This window comes from Nocardioides sp. GCM10027114, assembly GCF_042659625.1.
Lineage (GTDB): Bacteria > Actinomycetota > Actinomycetes > Propionibacteriales > Nocardioidaceae > Nocardioides.
Genome location: NZ_JBHSSS010000029.1, coordinates 17,409 through 31,201 on the forward strand (window position 1 = coordinate 17,409; position 13,793 = coordinate 31,201).

12 protein-coding genes are annotated in these 13,793 nt (G+C 71.5%); 7 read left to right on the forward strand and 5 right to left on the reverse strand.

Features of this window, described 5'->3' with window-relative positions; genetic code table 11:
• The first annotated feature begins 65 nt into the window (after positions 1–65).
• Positions 66–1,748 (forward strand): energy-dependent translational throttle protein EttA, encoded by a 1,683-nt coding sequence (ettA, locus tag ACFP2E_RS16885; RefSeq protein ID WP_378522967.1) that lies wholly within the window; start codon positions 66–68, stop codon positions 1,746–1,748.
• A gap of 430 nt (positions 1,749–2,178) precedes the next feature.
• Here ettA and ACFP2E_RS16890 read toward each other — a convergent pair whose 3' ends face one another.
• Together ACFP2E_RS16890 and ACFP2E_RS16895 are read right to left on the reverse strand one after the other, a co-directional pair.
• Positions 2,179–2,667, reverse strand: a complete 489-nt coding sequence (locus ACFP2E_RS16890) for a MarR family winged helix-turn-helix transcriptional regulator (protein WP_378522966.1) — start codon at positions 2,665–2,667, stop codon at positions 2,179–2,181.
• A gap of 75 nt (positions 2,668–2,742) precedes the next feature.
• A complete protein-coding gene (locus tag ACFP2E_RS16895; protein WP_378522965.1) occupies positions 2,743–3,957 on the reverse strand; it encodes an acetyl-CoA C-acetyltransferase in 1,215 nt (404 codons plus the stop codon).
• A gap of 155 nt (positions 3,958–4,112) precedes the next feature.
• Here ACFP2E_RS16895 and ACFP2E_RS16900 point away from each other — a divergent pair, with 155 nt between their 5' ends.
• Positions 4,113–4,976: an acyl-CoA thioesterase gene (locus ACFP2E_RS16900; RefSeq protein ID WP_378522964.1), complete on the forward strand. Its 864-nt coding sequence runs from the start codon at positions 4,113–4,115 to the stop codon at positions 4,974–4,976.
• Between the two features lie 22 nt (positions 4,977–4,998).
• Here ACFP2E_RS16900 and ACFP2E_RS16905 read toward each other — a convergent pair whose 3' ends face one another.
• Positions 4,999–5,382, reverse strand: coding sequence for a globin (locus ACFP2E_RS16905; RefSeq protein WP_378522963.1), 384 nt, complete (start codon positions 5,380–5,382; stop codon positions 4,999–5,001).
• A 126-nt stretch (positions 5,383–5,508) separates the two neighbouring features.
• Between ACFP2E_RS16905 and ACFP2E_RS16910 the strand changes: the two genes are divergently transcribed.
• Complete coding sequence (locus tag ACFP2E_RS16910) at positions 5,509–5,934, forward strand: OsmC family protein (RefSeq protein WP_378522962.1); 426 nt, start codon at positions 5,509–5,511, stop codon at positions 5,932–5,934.
• Between the two features lie 67 nt (positions 5,935–6,001).
• Here the strand turns inward: ACFP2E_RS16910 and ACFP2E_RS16915 are convergent, their stop codons facing one another.
• Positions 6,002–7,036: a mechanosensitive ion channel family protein gene (locus ACFP2E_RS16915; RefSeq protein ID WP_378522961.1), complete on the reverse strand. Its 1,035-nt coding sequence runs from the start codon at positions 7,034–7,036 to the stop codon at positions 6,002–6,004.
• Between the two features lie 137 nt (positions 7,037–7,173).
• Between ACFP2E_RS16915 and ACFP2E_RS16920 the strand changes: the two genes are divergently transcribed.
• On the forward strand, positions 7,174–7,524 hold the full coding sequence (locus ACFP2E_RS16920; RefSeq protein ID WP_378522960.1) for a hypothetical protein: 351 nt from the start codon (positions 7,174–7,176) through the stop codon (positions 7,522–7,524).
• Positions 7,502–7,894: a DUF5130 family protein gene (locus ACFP2E_RS16925; RefSeq protein ID WP_378522959.1), complete on the forward strand. Its 393-nt coding sequence runs from the start codon at positions 7,502–7,504 to the stop codon at positions 7,892–7,894. The genes ACFP2E_RS16920 and ACFP2E_RS16925 overlap by 23 nt, the downstream gene beginning before the upstream one ends.
• A 70-nt stretch (positions 7,895–7,964) precedes the next feature.
• Here ACFP2E_RS16925 and pepN read toward each other — a convergent pair whose 3' ends face one another.
• A complete protein-coding gene (gene pepN, locus ACFP2E_RS16930) occupies positions 7,965–10,511 on the reverse strand; it encodes an aminopeptidase N (RefSeq protein WP_378522958.1) in 2,547 nt (848 codons plus the stop codon).
• Between the two features lie 181 nt (positions 10,512–10,692).
• Between pepN and ACFP2E_RS16935 the strand changes: the two genes are divergently transcribed.
• Positions 10,693–12,297 (forward strand): CHAP domain-containing protein, encoded by a 1,605-nt coding sequence (locus ACFP2E_RS16935; protein WP_378522957.1) that lies wholly within the window; start codon positions 10,693–10,695, stop codon positions 12,295–12,297.
• Between the two features lie 76 nt (positions 12,298–12,373).
• Positions 12,374–13,738 carry a chromate efflux transporter gene (gene chrA, locus ACFP2E_RS16940; RefSeq protein ID WP_378522956.1) on the forward strand — a complete coding sequence of 455 codons (1,365 nt, stop codon included), beginning with the start codon at positions 12,374–12,376 and terminating at the stop codon, positions 13,736–13,738.
• Positions 13,739–13,793 lie beyond the last annotated feature (55 nt).

Below are 13,793 nucleotides of genomic sequence, written 5' to 3' on the forward strand. Positions count from 1 at the left end.
ATCGTGATAGACGCGACGACCCCCGAGGAGGTCTCACCCTCTTTCGCCGCGTAGGCTCGGGCGACATGGCGGAGTATGTGTTCACGCTGCGCAACGTGCGCAAGGCCCACGGCGACAAGGTCGTCCTCGACAACGTCACCCTCTCGTTCCTGCACGGGGCGAAGATCGGTGTGGTCGGCCCCAACGGCACCGGCAAGTCGTCGCTGCTGAAGATCATGGCGCAGCTCGACCAGCCCAACAACGGCGACGCGATCCTCGACCCCGAGGCCACCGTCGGCATGCTGCAGCAGGAGCCGCCGCTCACCGAGGGCAAGACCGTCCTGGAGAACGTCGAGGAGGCCGTCGGCGAGACGAAGGCCAAGCTCGACCGGTTCAACCAGATCTCCGAGGAGCTCGGCGACCCCGACGCCGACTACGACAAGCTCCTCGCCGAGATGGGCGACCTGCAGACCGACCTCGACCACGCCAACGCGTGGGACCTCGACAGCCGGCTCGACCAGGCCATGGACGCGCTGCGCTGCCCGCCGCCGGAGGCGATCGTCGACAACCTCTCCGGTGGTGAGCGCCGCCGGGTCGCGCTGTGCAAGCTGCTGCTGCAGCAGCCCGACCTGCTGCTTCTCGACGAGCCCACCAACCACCTCGACGCCGAGTCGGTGCAGTGGCTCGAGGGCCACCTCGCGTCGTACCCCGGCGCGGTCCTGGCCGTGACCCACGACCGGTACTTCCTCGACAACGTCGCGCAGTGGATCCTCGAGCTCGACCGGGGCAAGACCCACCCCTACGAGGGCAACTACTCCACCTACCTGGAGACCAAGAAGGAGCGCCTCAAGATCGAGGGGCAGAAGGACGCCAAGCGCGCCAAGATGCTCGAGAAGGAGCTGGAGTGGGTCCGCTCCAACCCGAAGGCGCGCCAGGCCAAGAGCAAGTCGCGTCTGGCCCGCTACGAGGAGATGGCGGCCGAGGCCGACCGGATGCGGAAGATCGACACCTCCGAGATCAACATCCCGGCGGGTCCGCGCCTCGGTGACGTGGTGCTCGAGGCCAAGAAGCTCAGCAAGGGCTTCGAGGGCCGCAACCTCATGCACGACCTGTCGTTCTCGCTGCCGCGCGCCGGCATCGTCGGCGTCATCGGTCCCAACGGCGTCGGCAAGACCACGCTGTTCCGGATGATCACCGGCAGCGAGGAGCCCGACGAGGGCGAGCTGAACGTCGGCCAGACGGTCAAGATCTCCTACGTCGACCAGAGCCGCGGCGGCATCGACCCCAACAAGAACGTCTGGGAGGTCGTCTCCGACGGCCTCGACTTCATCAAGGTCGCCAACTTCGAGATGAACTCGCGCGCCTACGTCGCGTCGTTCGGCTTCAAGGGCCCCGACCAGCAGAAGAAGGCCGGCGTGCTCTCCGGTGGTGAGCGCAACCGCCTCAACCTCGCGCTCACCCTGAAGATGGGCGGCAACCTGCTGCTCCTCGACGAGCCTACCAACGACCTCGACGTCGAGACCCTGTCCTCGCTCGAGGACGCGCTCCTCGACTTCCCGGGCTGCGCCGTGGTCACCTCCCACGACCGATGGTTCCTCGACCGGATCGCCACCCACATCCTCGCGTGGGAGGGCGACGAGGAGGACCCCTCGAAGTGGTTCTGGTTCGAGGGCAACTTCGCCGCCTACGAGGAGAACAAGATCGAGCGGCTCGGCGTGGAGGCGGCCCGCCCGCACCGCGTCACGCACCGGCGCCTCACCCGCGACTGACCCACCACGACACGACGGGGCCCTGCCGATCCGGCAGGGCCCCGCTGTCGTTCCACCAGCCGGTGGGTGAGGTGCGAGCGGAGCGAGCCTCGAAGCCCCCGCAGCCTGCGCAGGGCGGTGACCGAACGGAGGTCGAGCTCGTCGAGACCCGGTGGCACCGCACTGTGTCGAGGCCCTGCGTCCCTTCTGGGGTTTCGAGGCTCGGCGCCGGGGCACCTCGCACCTCAACCACCGGTGCTCGCGTCACCAGGTCTCGACGAGCTCGACCGGCGTACCTCGAGGCGCTACGAACCTCGCGGGGTCTCGACGGGCTCGACCGGCGTGGGTCACCGCCCTGCGTCCCTCACCGGGTCTCGACCCGCGGTCGCGGCCTCGCGGGCTCGGCCGCGCGCTCGCTCGACCGAGATGCGGTGTAGTCCGCAGACGCGGCCTACCGCATCTCCATCTCGGGGTGGGCGGCGACGAGGTGGTCGGCGACGGCGTCGAAGACCCGGCCGACGGCGGCGAAGTCCTCGGGGGAGGCGAGGTCGACGAGGTTGTCGCGAACGCTCTGGACGTGGAGCGGGGCCATCTCGACCAGCAGCTTCCAGCCCTTGTCGGTCATCGCGCAGATGACGCCGCGGCCGTCCTCGGGGGACTCGAGCCGCTCGACGAGGCCGTCGCGCTCGAGGCGCTTGACCGTGTGTGTCACCCGGCTGCGGGAGTGCGCCAGCGCGTCGGCGAGCTGCGCCATCCGCATCCGCCGGCCCTCGCGCTCGGAGAGCCGCACGAGGATCTCGTAGTCGGTCAGCGACACGTCGAAGACCCTGCGCAGGTCGTCGTCGAGCCGGTCGGTCAGCAGCGTCATCCCGAGTACCAGCGCCCGCCAGGAACGCTGCTGGTCCTGATCAAGCCACCGCACCTGCTTCGCGTCGGTCACGGAGCGAGTCTAGGCACACGAACGCCCGGCCGCGCTTTCCGCGGCCGGGCGCTCGTCGTACGGTCGAGGTCGGGATCAGATCCGCTCGATGATGAGCGCCATGCCCTGCCCGCCGCCCACGCACATCGTGATGAGGCCGGTGGACTTGTCGTGGAACTCCAGGCTGTTGAGCATCGTGTTCTGGAGACGGGCGCCGGTCATGCCGAAGGGGTGGCCGACCGCGATCGCGCCGCCGTTCACGTTGAGCCGGTCGAGGTCGATGCCGAGCTCCTGGTACGACGGCACGACCTGCGCGGCGAACGCCTCGTTGATCTCGACGAGGTCGATGTCGCCGATGCTCATGCCGGCGTTCGCCAGCGCGCGCTGGGTCGCCTCGACCGGGCCGAGGCCCATGATCTCGGGGGAGAGGGCGCTGACGCCGGTGGCGACGATCCGCGCCAGCGGGGTGACGCCGAGCTCGGCGGCCTTGGTGTCGGACATGATCACGACGGCGGCGGCGCCGTCGTTGAGCGGGCAGCAGTTGCCGGCGGTCACGACGCCGTCGGGGCGGAAGACCGGCTTCAGCTGGGAGACCGCGTCGTAGGTGACGCCCGCACGCGGGCCGTCGTCGGTGGAGACGACGGTGCCGTCGGGGGTGGTGACCGGGGTGATCTCGCGGGCCCAGAAGCCGTTGGCCGTCGCCTTCTCGGCGAGGTTCTGCGAACGGACGCCGAACTCGTCGAGCTCCTCGCGGGAGAGGCCGCGCATCCGGGCGACGTTCTCGGCGGTCTGCCCCATCGCGATGTAGATGTCGGGGACCTTGCCGTCCTGGCGCGGGTCGCTCCAGTCGACACCACCCTGGGCGGTCTGCTCGGTGCGGGCGACGGCCTCGTCGAAGACGGGGTTCATCGTGTCCGGCCAGCTGTCGGAGGTGCCCTTGGCGTAGCGGGAGACGGTCTCCACGCCGGCGGAGACGAAGATGTCGCCCTCGCCCGCCTTGATCGCGTGGAAGGCCATCCGCGAGGTCTGCACCGACGAGGCGCAGTAGCGGGTCAGCGTCGCGCCCGGGACGTCGTCCCAGCCGTTGAGCACGTTGACGACGCGAGCCATGTTGTAGCCGCTCTCGCCGCCGGGCAGGCCGCAGCCGAGGTACACGTCGTCGATGGCGGACGGGTCGAGGCCCTCGACCTTCTCGACGGCGGTCCGGATGGCGAACGCGGCGAGGTCGTCGGGGCGCATGTCCTTCAGCGATCCCTTGTGGGCCCGCCCGATGGGGGTGCGGGCGGCGGAGACGATGACGGCCTCGGGCATGGAGACTCCGATCTGGGTACGGCGTACGGGTTCGTCGCACGCGCCTGTGGGCGTGCGGATCAGGCGCAGCGGCCTTGTCGCCACCCTAGTCCGCGGGGCGAGCCGGTGGGGGCCCGAGGACGAGGGATAGGTCACGCCTCTGGCAGCCTTGGCGCGTGCGTCACGTCTACGAGTGCCCCATGCGGTGGGCCGACCTCGACCTGCTGGGTCACGTCAACAACGTCGTCTACGTCGACTACCTCCAGGAGGCCCGGGTCGACATGCTGCGGACCCACGGGCCTGCGGCGCAGACCGGCGAGCTGGCCGAGGGCGTCGTCGTGGTGCGGCACGAGGTGCACTACCGGGCGCCGCTGGCGTTCCGCTTCCGGCCGGTGCTCATCGAGTGCTGGGTCACCGAGATCCGCGCCGCCTCCTTCACCCTCGCCTACGAGGTGTTCCAGGAGGACGACGGCGAGCGCACCGTCTTCCTGCAGGCGTCGACCGTGCTGACGCCGTACGTCTTCGCGACCGAGAGGCCGCGCCGGCTGCGACCGGAGGAGCGGGCGGCGCTCGAGGGCTTCCTCGAGCCCGTCCCCGCCGCACCTCGCAGCGCGCCGCCGACGATCGCCCGCACCGGGCTGGCGCACTACCCCGTGCACGTCCGGTTCTCCGACGTCGACGTCTACGGCCACGTCAACAACGTGAAGTACTTCGAGTACATCCAGGAGGCGCGCATCGTGCTGTTCGCGCGGCTGTGGCGCGACGTCCCGCCCGGCACCCCCGAGCCGGCGATGGTGGTGGCCCAGGTCGACGTCGACTACCGGGTGCCGATCCTCTTCCGTCCCGAGCCGTACGACGCGTGGTCGGCGATCACCCACGTCGGCGACCGGTCGATGATCGTGGAGACCGAGATCTGCGACGGCGACACCGTGCTGTCGCGGGCGCGGGTCGCCGTGGTGTTCTGGGACCAGGCGACCGAGCGGCCCACGGCGCCGCCGGAGGCTTATCGGGAGCAGCTGCTGGCGGCCGCAGGGGCCTGAGCCGGGCCGTGGCCCGGGCCGGCTACTCGAACGTGTTGACCATGAACTGGGCGGCGTGGGTGACGTAGTCCCACAGCTGGGCGTCCTGCTCCGGCGTGAGGTCGGCGGCGTCCATGCCGGCGCGGAAGTGGTGCAGCCACCGGTCCTTCGCCACCGGGTCGACCTTGAACGGCGCGTGGCGCATCCGCAGCCGCGGGTGGCCGCGGGTGTCGGAGTAGGTGGTCGGGCCGCCCCAGTACTGCACCAGGAACAGCAGGAAGCGCTCCTCGGCCGGGCCGAGGTCCTCCTCGGGGTAGAGCGGCCGCAGCACCTCGTCGGTCGCGACGCCCTCGTAGAAGCGCGCCACGATCGTGCGGAAGGTCTCGAAGCCGCCGACTTCCTCGTAGAACGTGGTCACCCGCCCCATTCTGCCGACGGGGCCGAGACGGGTCACATCGGGCCTTGTGGTGCGTGGAAGACTCGGCCCGACCGTGGGCCGCGGCCGCCTCAGGCCACGCGGCCCGGTACCCCACACCTGAGGAGTGATGACCGCATGAGCACGACGCGCACCGCCCAGACCCGGTGGGAGGGCAACCTCACCGAGGGCGCCGGCCGGGTGACCCTTGAATCCTCCGGGATCGGCACCTTCGACGTCTCCTGGCCCGCTCGCGCCGAGGAGCCGAACGGGAAGACCAGCCCCGAGGAGCTCATCGCGGCCGCTCACTCCTCCTGCTTCTCGATGGCGCTCTCGGGGGCCCTCGGCAGGGCCGGGACCCCGCCCACGTCGCTGGAGACGAAGGCGGACGTCGACTTCACGCCGGGCAAGGGCATCACCGGCATCCACCTCTCCGTCGTCGGCGTCGTCGAGGGCATCGACGAGGCGGCGTTCCAGGAGGCCGCCGAGGGCGCCAAGCAGAACTGCCCCGTCAGCCAGGCGCTGACCGGCACCACGATCACGCTCGACGCGAAGCTGGGCTGAGCGCGCAAACGGCCGGCCCCGGGGCTCCCGGGGCCGGCCGTTCCGTGTCCGGAGGGTGCCGGTGTGCTCAGGCCTGGTCGGCCACCTGGGCGTCCCTGGCCCCGGCCGCGTCGGTGGGCTGGTCGCGGTGCCAGACGACCCGCTGCGGGAAGGGGATCTCGATGCCCTCGAAGTCGAAGCGGTCCTTGATCCGCTGCCGCATCTCGCGGGCGACCGCCCACTGCTCGAGCGGGGCGGTCTTGAGGGTGACCCGCACGGTGACGCCGTCGGCGGCGAGCTGCTCCACGCCCCAGACCTCGGGCTCCTCGATGACGATGCCCTTGTAGTCCTCGTCCTCCCACAGGTCGTGGGCAACGTCCTGGAGCACGCGCTTGACCCGGGCGAGGTCCTCGCCGTAGCCGACCGAGATGTCGAGGACGGTGCGCGACCAGTTCTGGCTCATGTTGCCCACGCGCATGATCTCGCCGTTGCGGACGTACCAGACGGTGCCGTTGACGTCGCGCAGGCGGGTGACCCGCAGGCTCACCGCCTCGACGGTGCCGATCGCCTCACCGAGGTCCACGACGTCACCGACGCCGTACTGGTCCTCGAAGATCATGAAGACTCCGGACAGGAAGTCGCTGACGAGGCTCTGGGCGCCGAAGCCCAGCGCCAGACCGAGGATGCCGGCGCTGGCGATGATCGGGGCGACGTTGACGTTCACCTCGGCCAGCACCATCGTGACGATGACGGCCACGATGATGCCGGTGATGATGCTCTTCAGCAGCGACCCCATGGTCTGGGCCCGTTGCACGCGGCGGGTGGCGCCCGCGACGTCCCGTGGGGCGCTGCCGTGGTTGCGGCTGCGGGAGCCGCCGAGCGCGACACGACTGACCCGGTCGGGGAGGACGCCGTTCTCGGCCTTCTTGATCAGCCGGTTCACGAGGCGGTGGAGGACCCACCTGGCCACGAGGCCGATCACCAGGATGGTGATGATCTTGAGCGGCTTGCCGATCAGCAGGTCGGCGAACGCCGCGACGTCCTCGTTGCCGGTCCACTCCAGCGCGCGCTCGCAGAGGAACTCGTCGGGGGCGCAGGGCTTGCTCGACAGGGAGAAGGGCATGCGCCCCAGTATGTACAGCACCCCCGGGGGGACCGGAAACCCGCGCGCCCGCTTCGGGCCGGGTGTGACGGAGTCGACGTTCCGGCGGCCACCCGCCCGTGACGGACCGCACCGGCGGAGCCGATATCCTGCTGCCCGTGACCCCGAACTCCCGTACCCACGTCCGTCGCGCCGCCCTGCTCCTCGGGTCGGTCGCGGTGCCGGTGCTCGCGGCCACGCCTGCCGTCGCCGACGTTCCCGAGGGCTGGAGCGACCCCGACCCCGTCTCGCCGCTGTCGGCGATCCTGTGGCTCGGCGTGCTCCCGCTGGCGTTGTTCGTCCTCATCGCGCTGGCGGTCTACCTGCCGGCGATGGTCCGCGGCGAGCGCCTTGCCCCGGGTGGCACCCCGGCGGCCGGCCAGTGGTTCGGCGGCCCGCGCGGCGGCGCCCCCGAGCTCGAGTCCGGTGAGCGCTCCGAGGAGACGGGTGGCGCGAGTGGCCGCTGGTGACTTCAGCTCGGCCGAGCAGCACGAGCTCGACCGGGTCATCCGTGCTGCCGAGCAGTCCTCGCGCTGCGAGTTCTCGGTGTACGTCGGGTCCGCCGACGGCGACCCGCGCGACTTCGCCGCGCGGCTCCACGCCGCCCTGGTGGCGCCGAGCCGCAGCGTCCTCGTCCTGGTCGACCCCGACGCCCGCGCGCTCGAGGTCGTGACCGGTGCCGTGGTGCGTCGCCAGCTGACCGACCGCGAGGTCGAGCTGGCCGTGCTCGAGATGCAGAGCGCCTTCGCCCAGGGCGACCTCGTCGGCGGCCTCAAGCGCGGTGTCTCGATGCTCGCCGAGCACGCCCGCACGCCACGCACCCTCCACGCGGAGGTCTGACCTCCGGGGCCTGCCCCCGAAATGACGCCGACCCGCCCGAGAGCTTCGGGCGGGTCGGCGTCATTTCACGTCACTGCCGGGCGTCGCGCTCCTGGGCGGCCAGGGCGCGGGCCACGTCGGCGCGACCCTCGCGCACGTAGCGCTTCGCGGCGTCGTTGGCCGGCGAGGACTCCAGCCACGCGTCGACCCGGTCGAGCAGCTGCTGGCTGGCCAGGGGACGGGGGAACATCCACTCGAGCGCGGTCGAGGCGCGCTGGGTGCCCTTGTCCTCCCACAGGGTGTGGGCCGTCTCGAGGTACTGCTCGACGTACGGCGCCAGCACGTCGTCCTGGCCGTGCTGCTGGAAGGCGAGGACGATGCTGCGCTGGGTCTCGTTGGGCACGTCGTCGCGGAGGATCGCGGCCTCCCAGGCCTCGGCCTTGGCCTCGGCCGACGGTCGGGCCGCCTTCGCCGCGGCGGCGTGCTCCTGGCCGGAGATGGTGTTGTCGCGCGCCAGCTCCTCGTCGATCCGGGCGGCGTCGGCGCGACCGGCACGCGCGAGCGAGGTCACCAGCGTCCACCGCATGTCGGTGTCGATGACCAGCCCGTCGAGGGAGAGGGTGCCGTCGAGGAGGCGCTCGAGCGCCTCCAGTGCCTCGTCGCTGTGCGCCGCCGCGGCGTACGCGCGAGCGAAGCTGAGCTGCTGGTCGCTGCCCGGCTCGGCGTTGTCGAGCAGCTTGCGCAGCCCCTGCTCCCAGGTCGCCCTGAGCGAGGCCCGGGTGGCGGGCGCCGAGAACGTGTTGACCGCCTGGGCCGCGTAGCTCGGGATCCGGGCGACGCCGAACGCGTCGGTCTCCTCGCCGACCGCGCTGAGCACCAGCGACACGAAGTCCGTGGCGCTCATCTCCGCGTCGCGGGTCATGTCCCACGCGGCACCCCAGCACAGGGCGCGGGCGAGGGTGTCGTCGAGCGTGCCGAGGCCGCCCACGACCGTCGCGAGGGAGCGCTCGTCGAGGCGGATCTTGGCGTAGGCGAGGTCACCCTCGTTGAGCAGCAGCAGGTCGGGCTGCTTCACGCCGACCAGCTCGGGCACCTCGGTCAGCTCGCCGACGACGTCGATCTCCAGCGAGGTACGGCGCACCAGCCGGCCGTCCTTCTCGTCGTACAGGCCGATGCCGAGGCGGTGGCGGCGCAGCGTCGGGTAGTCGGGGTGGGCGGTCTGCCGCACCGCGAACGAGGTGTAGCCGCCGTCCGCGTCGAGCTCGAACTGCGGCGCGAGGGTGTTGACGCCGGAGGTCTGCAGCCACTCCTGGGCCCACGACCCGAGCTCGCGGCCGGACGCCTTCTCGAGCGCGGCGAGCAGGTCCTTGAACTCGGAGTTGGAGTACTCGAAGTCCTTGAAGTACTGCCGCAGCCCGGCCACGAAGTTGTCGAGGCCCACCCAGGCGACCAGCTGCTTGAGCACCGAGGCGCCCTTGGCGTAGGTGATGCCGTCGAAGTTGACCTCGACCGCGCGCAGGTCGACGTTGTCGGCCGCGATCGGGTGGGTGCTGGGCAGCTGGTCCTGGCGGTAGGCCCAGTTCTTGCGGGCGTTGGTGAAGCCGGTCCAGGACTCGTCGAACTCGGTGGCCTCGACCGCGGCGTGGTAGCACGCCCACTCGGCGAACGACTCGTTGAGCCAGAGGTCGTCCCACCACTTCATGGTCACCAGGTCGCCGAACCACATGTGCGCCATCTCGTGGAGGATCACCTCGGCGCGGAACTCGTAGAACGAGCGGTCCTGGCGCGACCGGGGGAGGTACTCGTCGCGCAGCGTGACGCAGCCGGCGTTCTCCATCGCGCCCATGTTGTACTCCGGCACGTAGAGCTGGTCGTACTTCACGAACGGGTAGGGGTAGTCGAAGAGCTCCTCGAAGAACTCGAAGCCCTGGCGGGTGAGCTTGACCAGCTCGTCGGTGTCCATGTGCTCGACCAGCGACTGGCGGCAGTAGTGACCCAGGGGGATGTCGCCGTGCTTGCCCTCGTAGGTGTCGAGCACCTCGTGGTACTCGCCGGCGACCAGCGCGGTGATGTAGGTCGACATCGGCTTGGTCTCGGGGAAGGACCAGAGGCCCTTTCCGTCGCCCAGGTCCTCGGGGGTGGGCGTCGGCGCGTTGGAGACCACCTTCCAGTGGCTCGGCGCGGTGACCCGGAACGTGAACGGCGCCTTGAGGTCGGGCTGCTCGAACGTCGTGAACACCCGGCGGGCGTCCGGGACCTCGAACTGGGAGTACAGGTAGACCCGGTCGTCGGCCGGGTCGACGAAGCGGTGCAGGCCCTCGCCGGTGCGGGAGTAGGTACAGTCCGCGCGGACCACGAGCTCGTTGTCGGCGGCGAGGTCGGTCAGCGCGATCCGGCTGTCGGCGTACGCCGCTGCGGGGTCGAGGGACCGGCCGTTGAGGGTGATCTCGTGGACCGTGGCGTCGACCAGGTCGGCGAAGGTGTCCGCGCCGGGCTCGCGGCAGGTGAACCGGATCGTCGTCGTCGAGGCGAAGGTCTTGTCACCCGTCGTGAGATCCAGGTCGATGGCGTACGAGGTGACGTCCAGGAGGGCTGCGCGCGTGGCGGCCTCGTCCCGGGTGAGGTTGGTTCCAGGCATGCGGAGCATCATGGCACCGGGCCGACCCGCCTCCCAACCGGGATTCCCGTCGTTCCCGAATCGTCACCGGGCCACCGTTCGCGGTGCGGCCACGGCTGCGACCCGTGGGAAGCGTGTGACGGGTGAGATTTTTGTCAAGAAACGCCGCGAGGGTGCTTGACATGGGGTTGACTGTTCGACCGTGCAGCGGACCCGACGACTTTGCAGCGCCCTCGTGGCAGCCCTCGTGCTGCTCGCGGGGACGGCGCTGTCGGGGATCGCACCTGCCGCGCACGCCGCGAATCGCTACCTGTGCACCGGCTATGCCGCCTGCCAGAAGGCCGGCTACCCGCACCACGGCTACAGGAAGGCGAGCGACCAGATGTGGTGGCGGATGTACGCCGGACACAACTGCACCAACTACGTCGCCTACCGCTTCGTGAAGCGCGGCATGTCGGCCGAGCGGCCGTGGGACGGCACCGGCATGGCCTACAACTGGGGGCCCGCCAACCGCCACCTGCTCGACGACACCCCGATGGTCGGGGCCGTGGCCTGGTGGAACCGCAACACCGGGGGCGTCGGCTCGAGCGGCCACGTCGCCTACGTGGAGCAGGTGGTCTCCGCCACGAAGATCGTGGTGTCCGAGGACAGCTGGGGCGGCGACTTCCACTGGCGGGTGATCACGCAGGACAGCGGCCGCTGGCCGACCGGCTTCATCCACTTCATGGACGAGACCGTGTCGGTGGTGGACCCGCCGCAGATCACGGGCGACCCGGCCGTCGGCAAGACGCTGAGCGCCGACACCGGCAGCTGGTCCCCGACGGCGACCCAGCAGCTGGAGTGGCTGGCCGCGGGTGAGCCGATCCCGGGCGCCACCGGCACCACGCTCACCCTGACCCCGGAGCTCCGGGGCGTGCGCATCAAGCTCCGGGTGACGGCGACGCAGCGCGGCTACGTCGACGGCGAGGCCCGCACCTCCGCGACCAGCAGGGTCTCGCGCGGCACGCTCGCCGTCGCGGCCGCCCCGGCCATCGCCGGGACCGCCCGGGTCGACGAGGTGCTCGAGCTCGTGCCCGGCGCCTGGTCGCCCGTGCCCGACTCGACCTCGGTCCAGTGGCTCGCCGACGGCGAGCCGATCCCCGGCGCCACCGGCACCCGGCTCCGGGTGGGCCAGCAGCTGATCGGCCAGCAGATCACCGTCACGACCACGGCCCGCCGCGAGGCCTACTTCGCCTCGCCCGTCACCTCCGAGCCCACCGCGCGGGTGCAGGCCGGCCGTTTCGAGATCGCCGAGCCGTTCGCGGTCCGGGGCCGGCTCAAGTCCGGGCGCACCCTCTGGGCCGTGCCGGGCGTCGTCGAGCCCGCCGACGCGACCGTCACCTACACCTGGCTGCGCGACGGGGTCGCGGTCGGCGAGGGGGCGGCGTACGGCCTCGACGTCGACGACGTCGGCCACCGGATGTCGCTGCAGGTCGACCTGCGCCGCAGCGGCTATCGCGACCGAACCGTGGTCGTGCCCGTCGAGGGTCTGGTCGCGGTGAAGCCCGAGCTCGACGTCCGGACCAATGCCCGCCCGGGTCGCGCCGTCGTGCGGCTGCTGGTGACGGCGCCGGGTGTCGACGCGCCGGCCGGCCGAGCCACGATCAAGGTCGGCGGCGCCGAGGAGACCGGGCAGGTGCGCGACGGCGTGCTGCGGGTGGTCGTCCGCGGGCTGCGGCCCGGCGAGCGCACCGTCCGGGTCCGGTACGCCGGCACCGAGGTGGTGCTCCCGGCGCGGGCGCGCACCACCGTCGACGTCCCTCGCTGATCCCTGGCTGATGCCTTGGCCGATCCCTGGCTGATCCTTGGCGGCCCGGCTGCGCCACTGCTGCCACACTGTCGCCGTGACCGACCGCGCCGTGCGCCACGTGGTTCCCCTCCGCGAGGCGGTGCGGGCCTGGTTCCTCGTTTCGCTGCAGACCTTCGGCGGCCCCGCGGGGCAGATCGCCGTCATGCAGCGAACGCTCGTCGACGAGCGCCGCTGGATCGGCGAGCGTCGGTTCCTCCACGCGCTCAACTACTGCATGCTGCTGCCCGGCCCGGAGGCGCAGCAGCTCGCCGTCTACTCCGGGTGGCTGCTGAACGGCTGGATCGGCGGGCTCGTCGCCGGCGTGCTGTTCGTGCTGCCCGGTCTCGTCGCGATGCTGGCGTTGTCCTGGCTCTACGTGGCCCAGGGCGAGACCACGCTCGTGGCCGGGCTCTTCCTCGGCCTGGCGCCGGCGGTGCTCGCGATCGTGCTGCAGGCGGTGGTCCGGGTCGGCCGTCGGGCGCTCCGCAACCGCTTCCTCGTCGGCCTCGCGGTGGCCGCGTTCGTCGCGCTGGCCCTGCTGGGCCTGCCGTTCCCGCTCGTCGTGCTCGGCGCGGGCGTCCTCGGCTGGGCGGCCGGGCGCCGGCAGCCGGCGTGGCTCGCCGTACCGCCACCGGGCAAGCCCGGAGCGGGGGAGCAGCACGCTGACCCGCTCGTCCCCGACGACGCGCTCCACGACGCCCGCCCGTCCGGGCGGCGCGTGCTCGCCGTGCTGGCGGGGGGAGTCGTGCTCTGGGTGACGCCGGTGCTGGCGGCGCTCCTGCTGACGCGGGACTCCGACTCGGTCTTCGTCGACCAGGGCGTCTTCTTCGGCGGCATGGCGCTGGTGACGTTCGGCGGCGCCTACGCCGTGCTCGCCTACGTCGCGCAGGCGGCGGTCGAGACCTTCGGCTGGCTGGGGCCGGGCGAGATGGTGCGCGGGCTGGCCCTGGCCGAGACCACCCCCGGGCCGCTGATCATGGTGGTGCAGTTCGTGGCGTTCCTCGGCGCCTACCGCGACCCCGGCGCGCTCGAGCCGTGGGTGGCCGGGGTGCTCGCCTCGCTGCTGACGGTCTGGGTCACCTTCGTGCCGAGCTTCGTCTTCATCTTCCTGGGGGCGCCGTACGTCGAGCGGCTGCGCGGCAGCCACGCGCTCTCCTCGGCGCTCGCCGGGGTGACCGCCGCCGTGGTCGGCGTCATCGCCAGCCTCGCCCTCTACTTCGCGGTGCACACCCTTTTCTCCGACACCCGGGCCGTGGGCTGGGGACCGCTCGCGCTCGACGCGCCCGTCTGGTCGGCGTACGTCTGGGAGGCGTGGCTGGTCGCCGCGCTGGCGGCGTGGCTGGTGCTCCGGCGCGGCTGGTCGGTGCTGCGCACGCTCGGGGTCTGCGCGCTCGCGGGCGTGCTCCTGGCGCTGGTGTGACACAGGCCCCAGTCCCCATGGCCCGGACGCACTAGTCATCTGGGAATGCCGCAGT

Excerpts from the sequence above, each read along its gene's own strand:
- ettA (WP_378522967.1), top strand. The coding sequence starts at position 66 with ATGGCGGAGTATGTGTTCACGCTGCGCAACGTGCGCAAGGCCCACGGC.
- ACFP2E_RS16895 (WP_378522965.1), bottom strand. The coding sequence starts at position 3,957 with ATGCCCGAGGCCGTCATCGTCTCCGCCGCCCGCACCCCCATCGGGCGG.
- ACFP2E_RS16905 (WP_378522963.1), bottom strand. The coding sequence starts at position 5,382 with ATGGGGCGGGTGACCACGTTCTACGAGGAAGTCGGCGGCTTCGAGACC.
- ACFP2E_RS16910 (WP_378522962.1), top strand. The coding sequence starts at position 5,509 with ATGAGCACGACGCGCACCGCCCAGACCCGGTGGGAGGGCAACCTCACC.
- ACFP2E_RS16915 (WP_378522961.1), bottom strand. The coding sequence starts at position 7,036 with ATGCCCTTCTCCCTGTCGAGCAAGCCCTGCGCCCCCGACGAGTTCCTC.
- pepN (WP_378522958.1), bottom strand. The coding sequence starts at position 10,511 with ATGCCTGGAACCAACCTCACCCGGGACGAGGCCGCCACGCGCGCAGCC.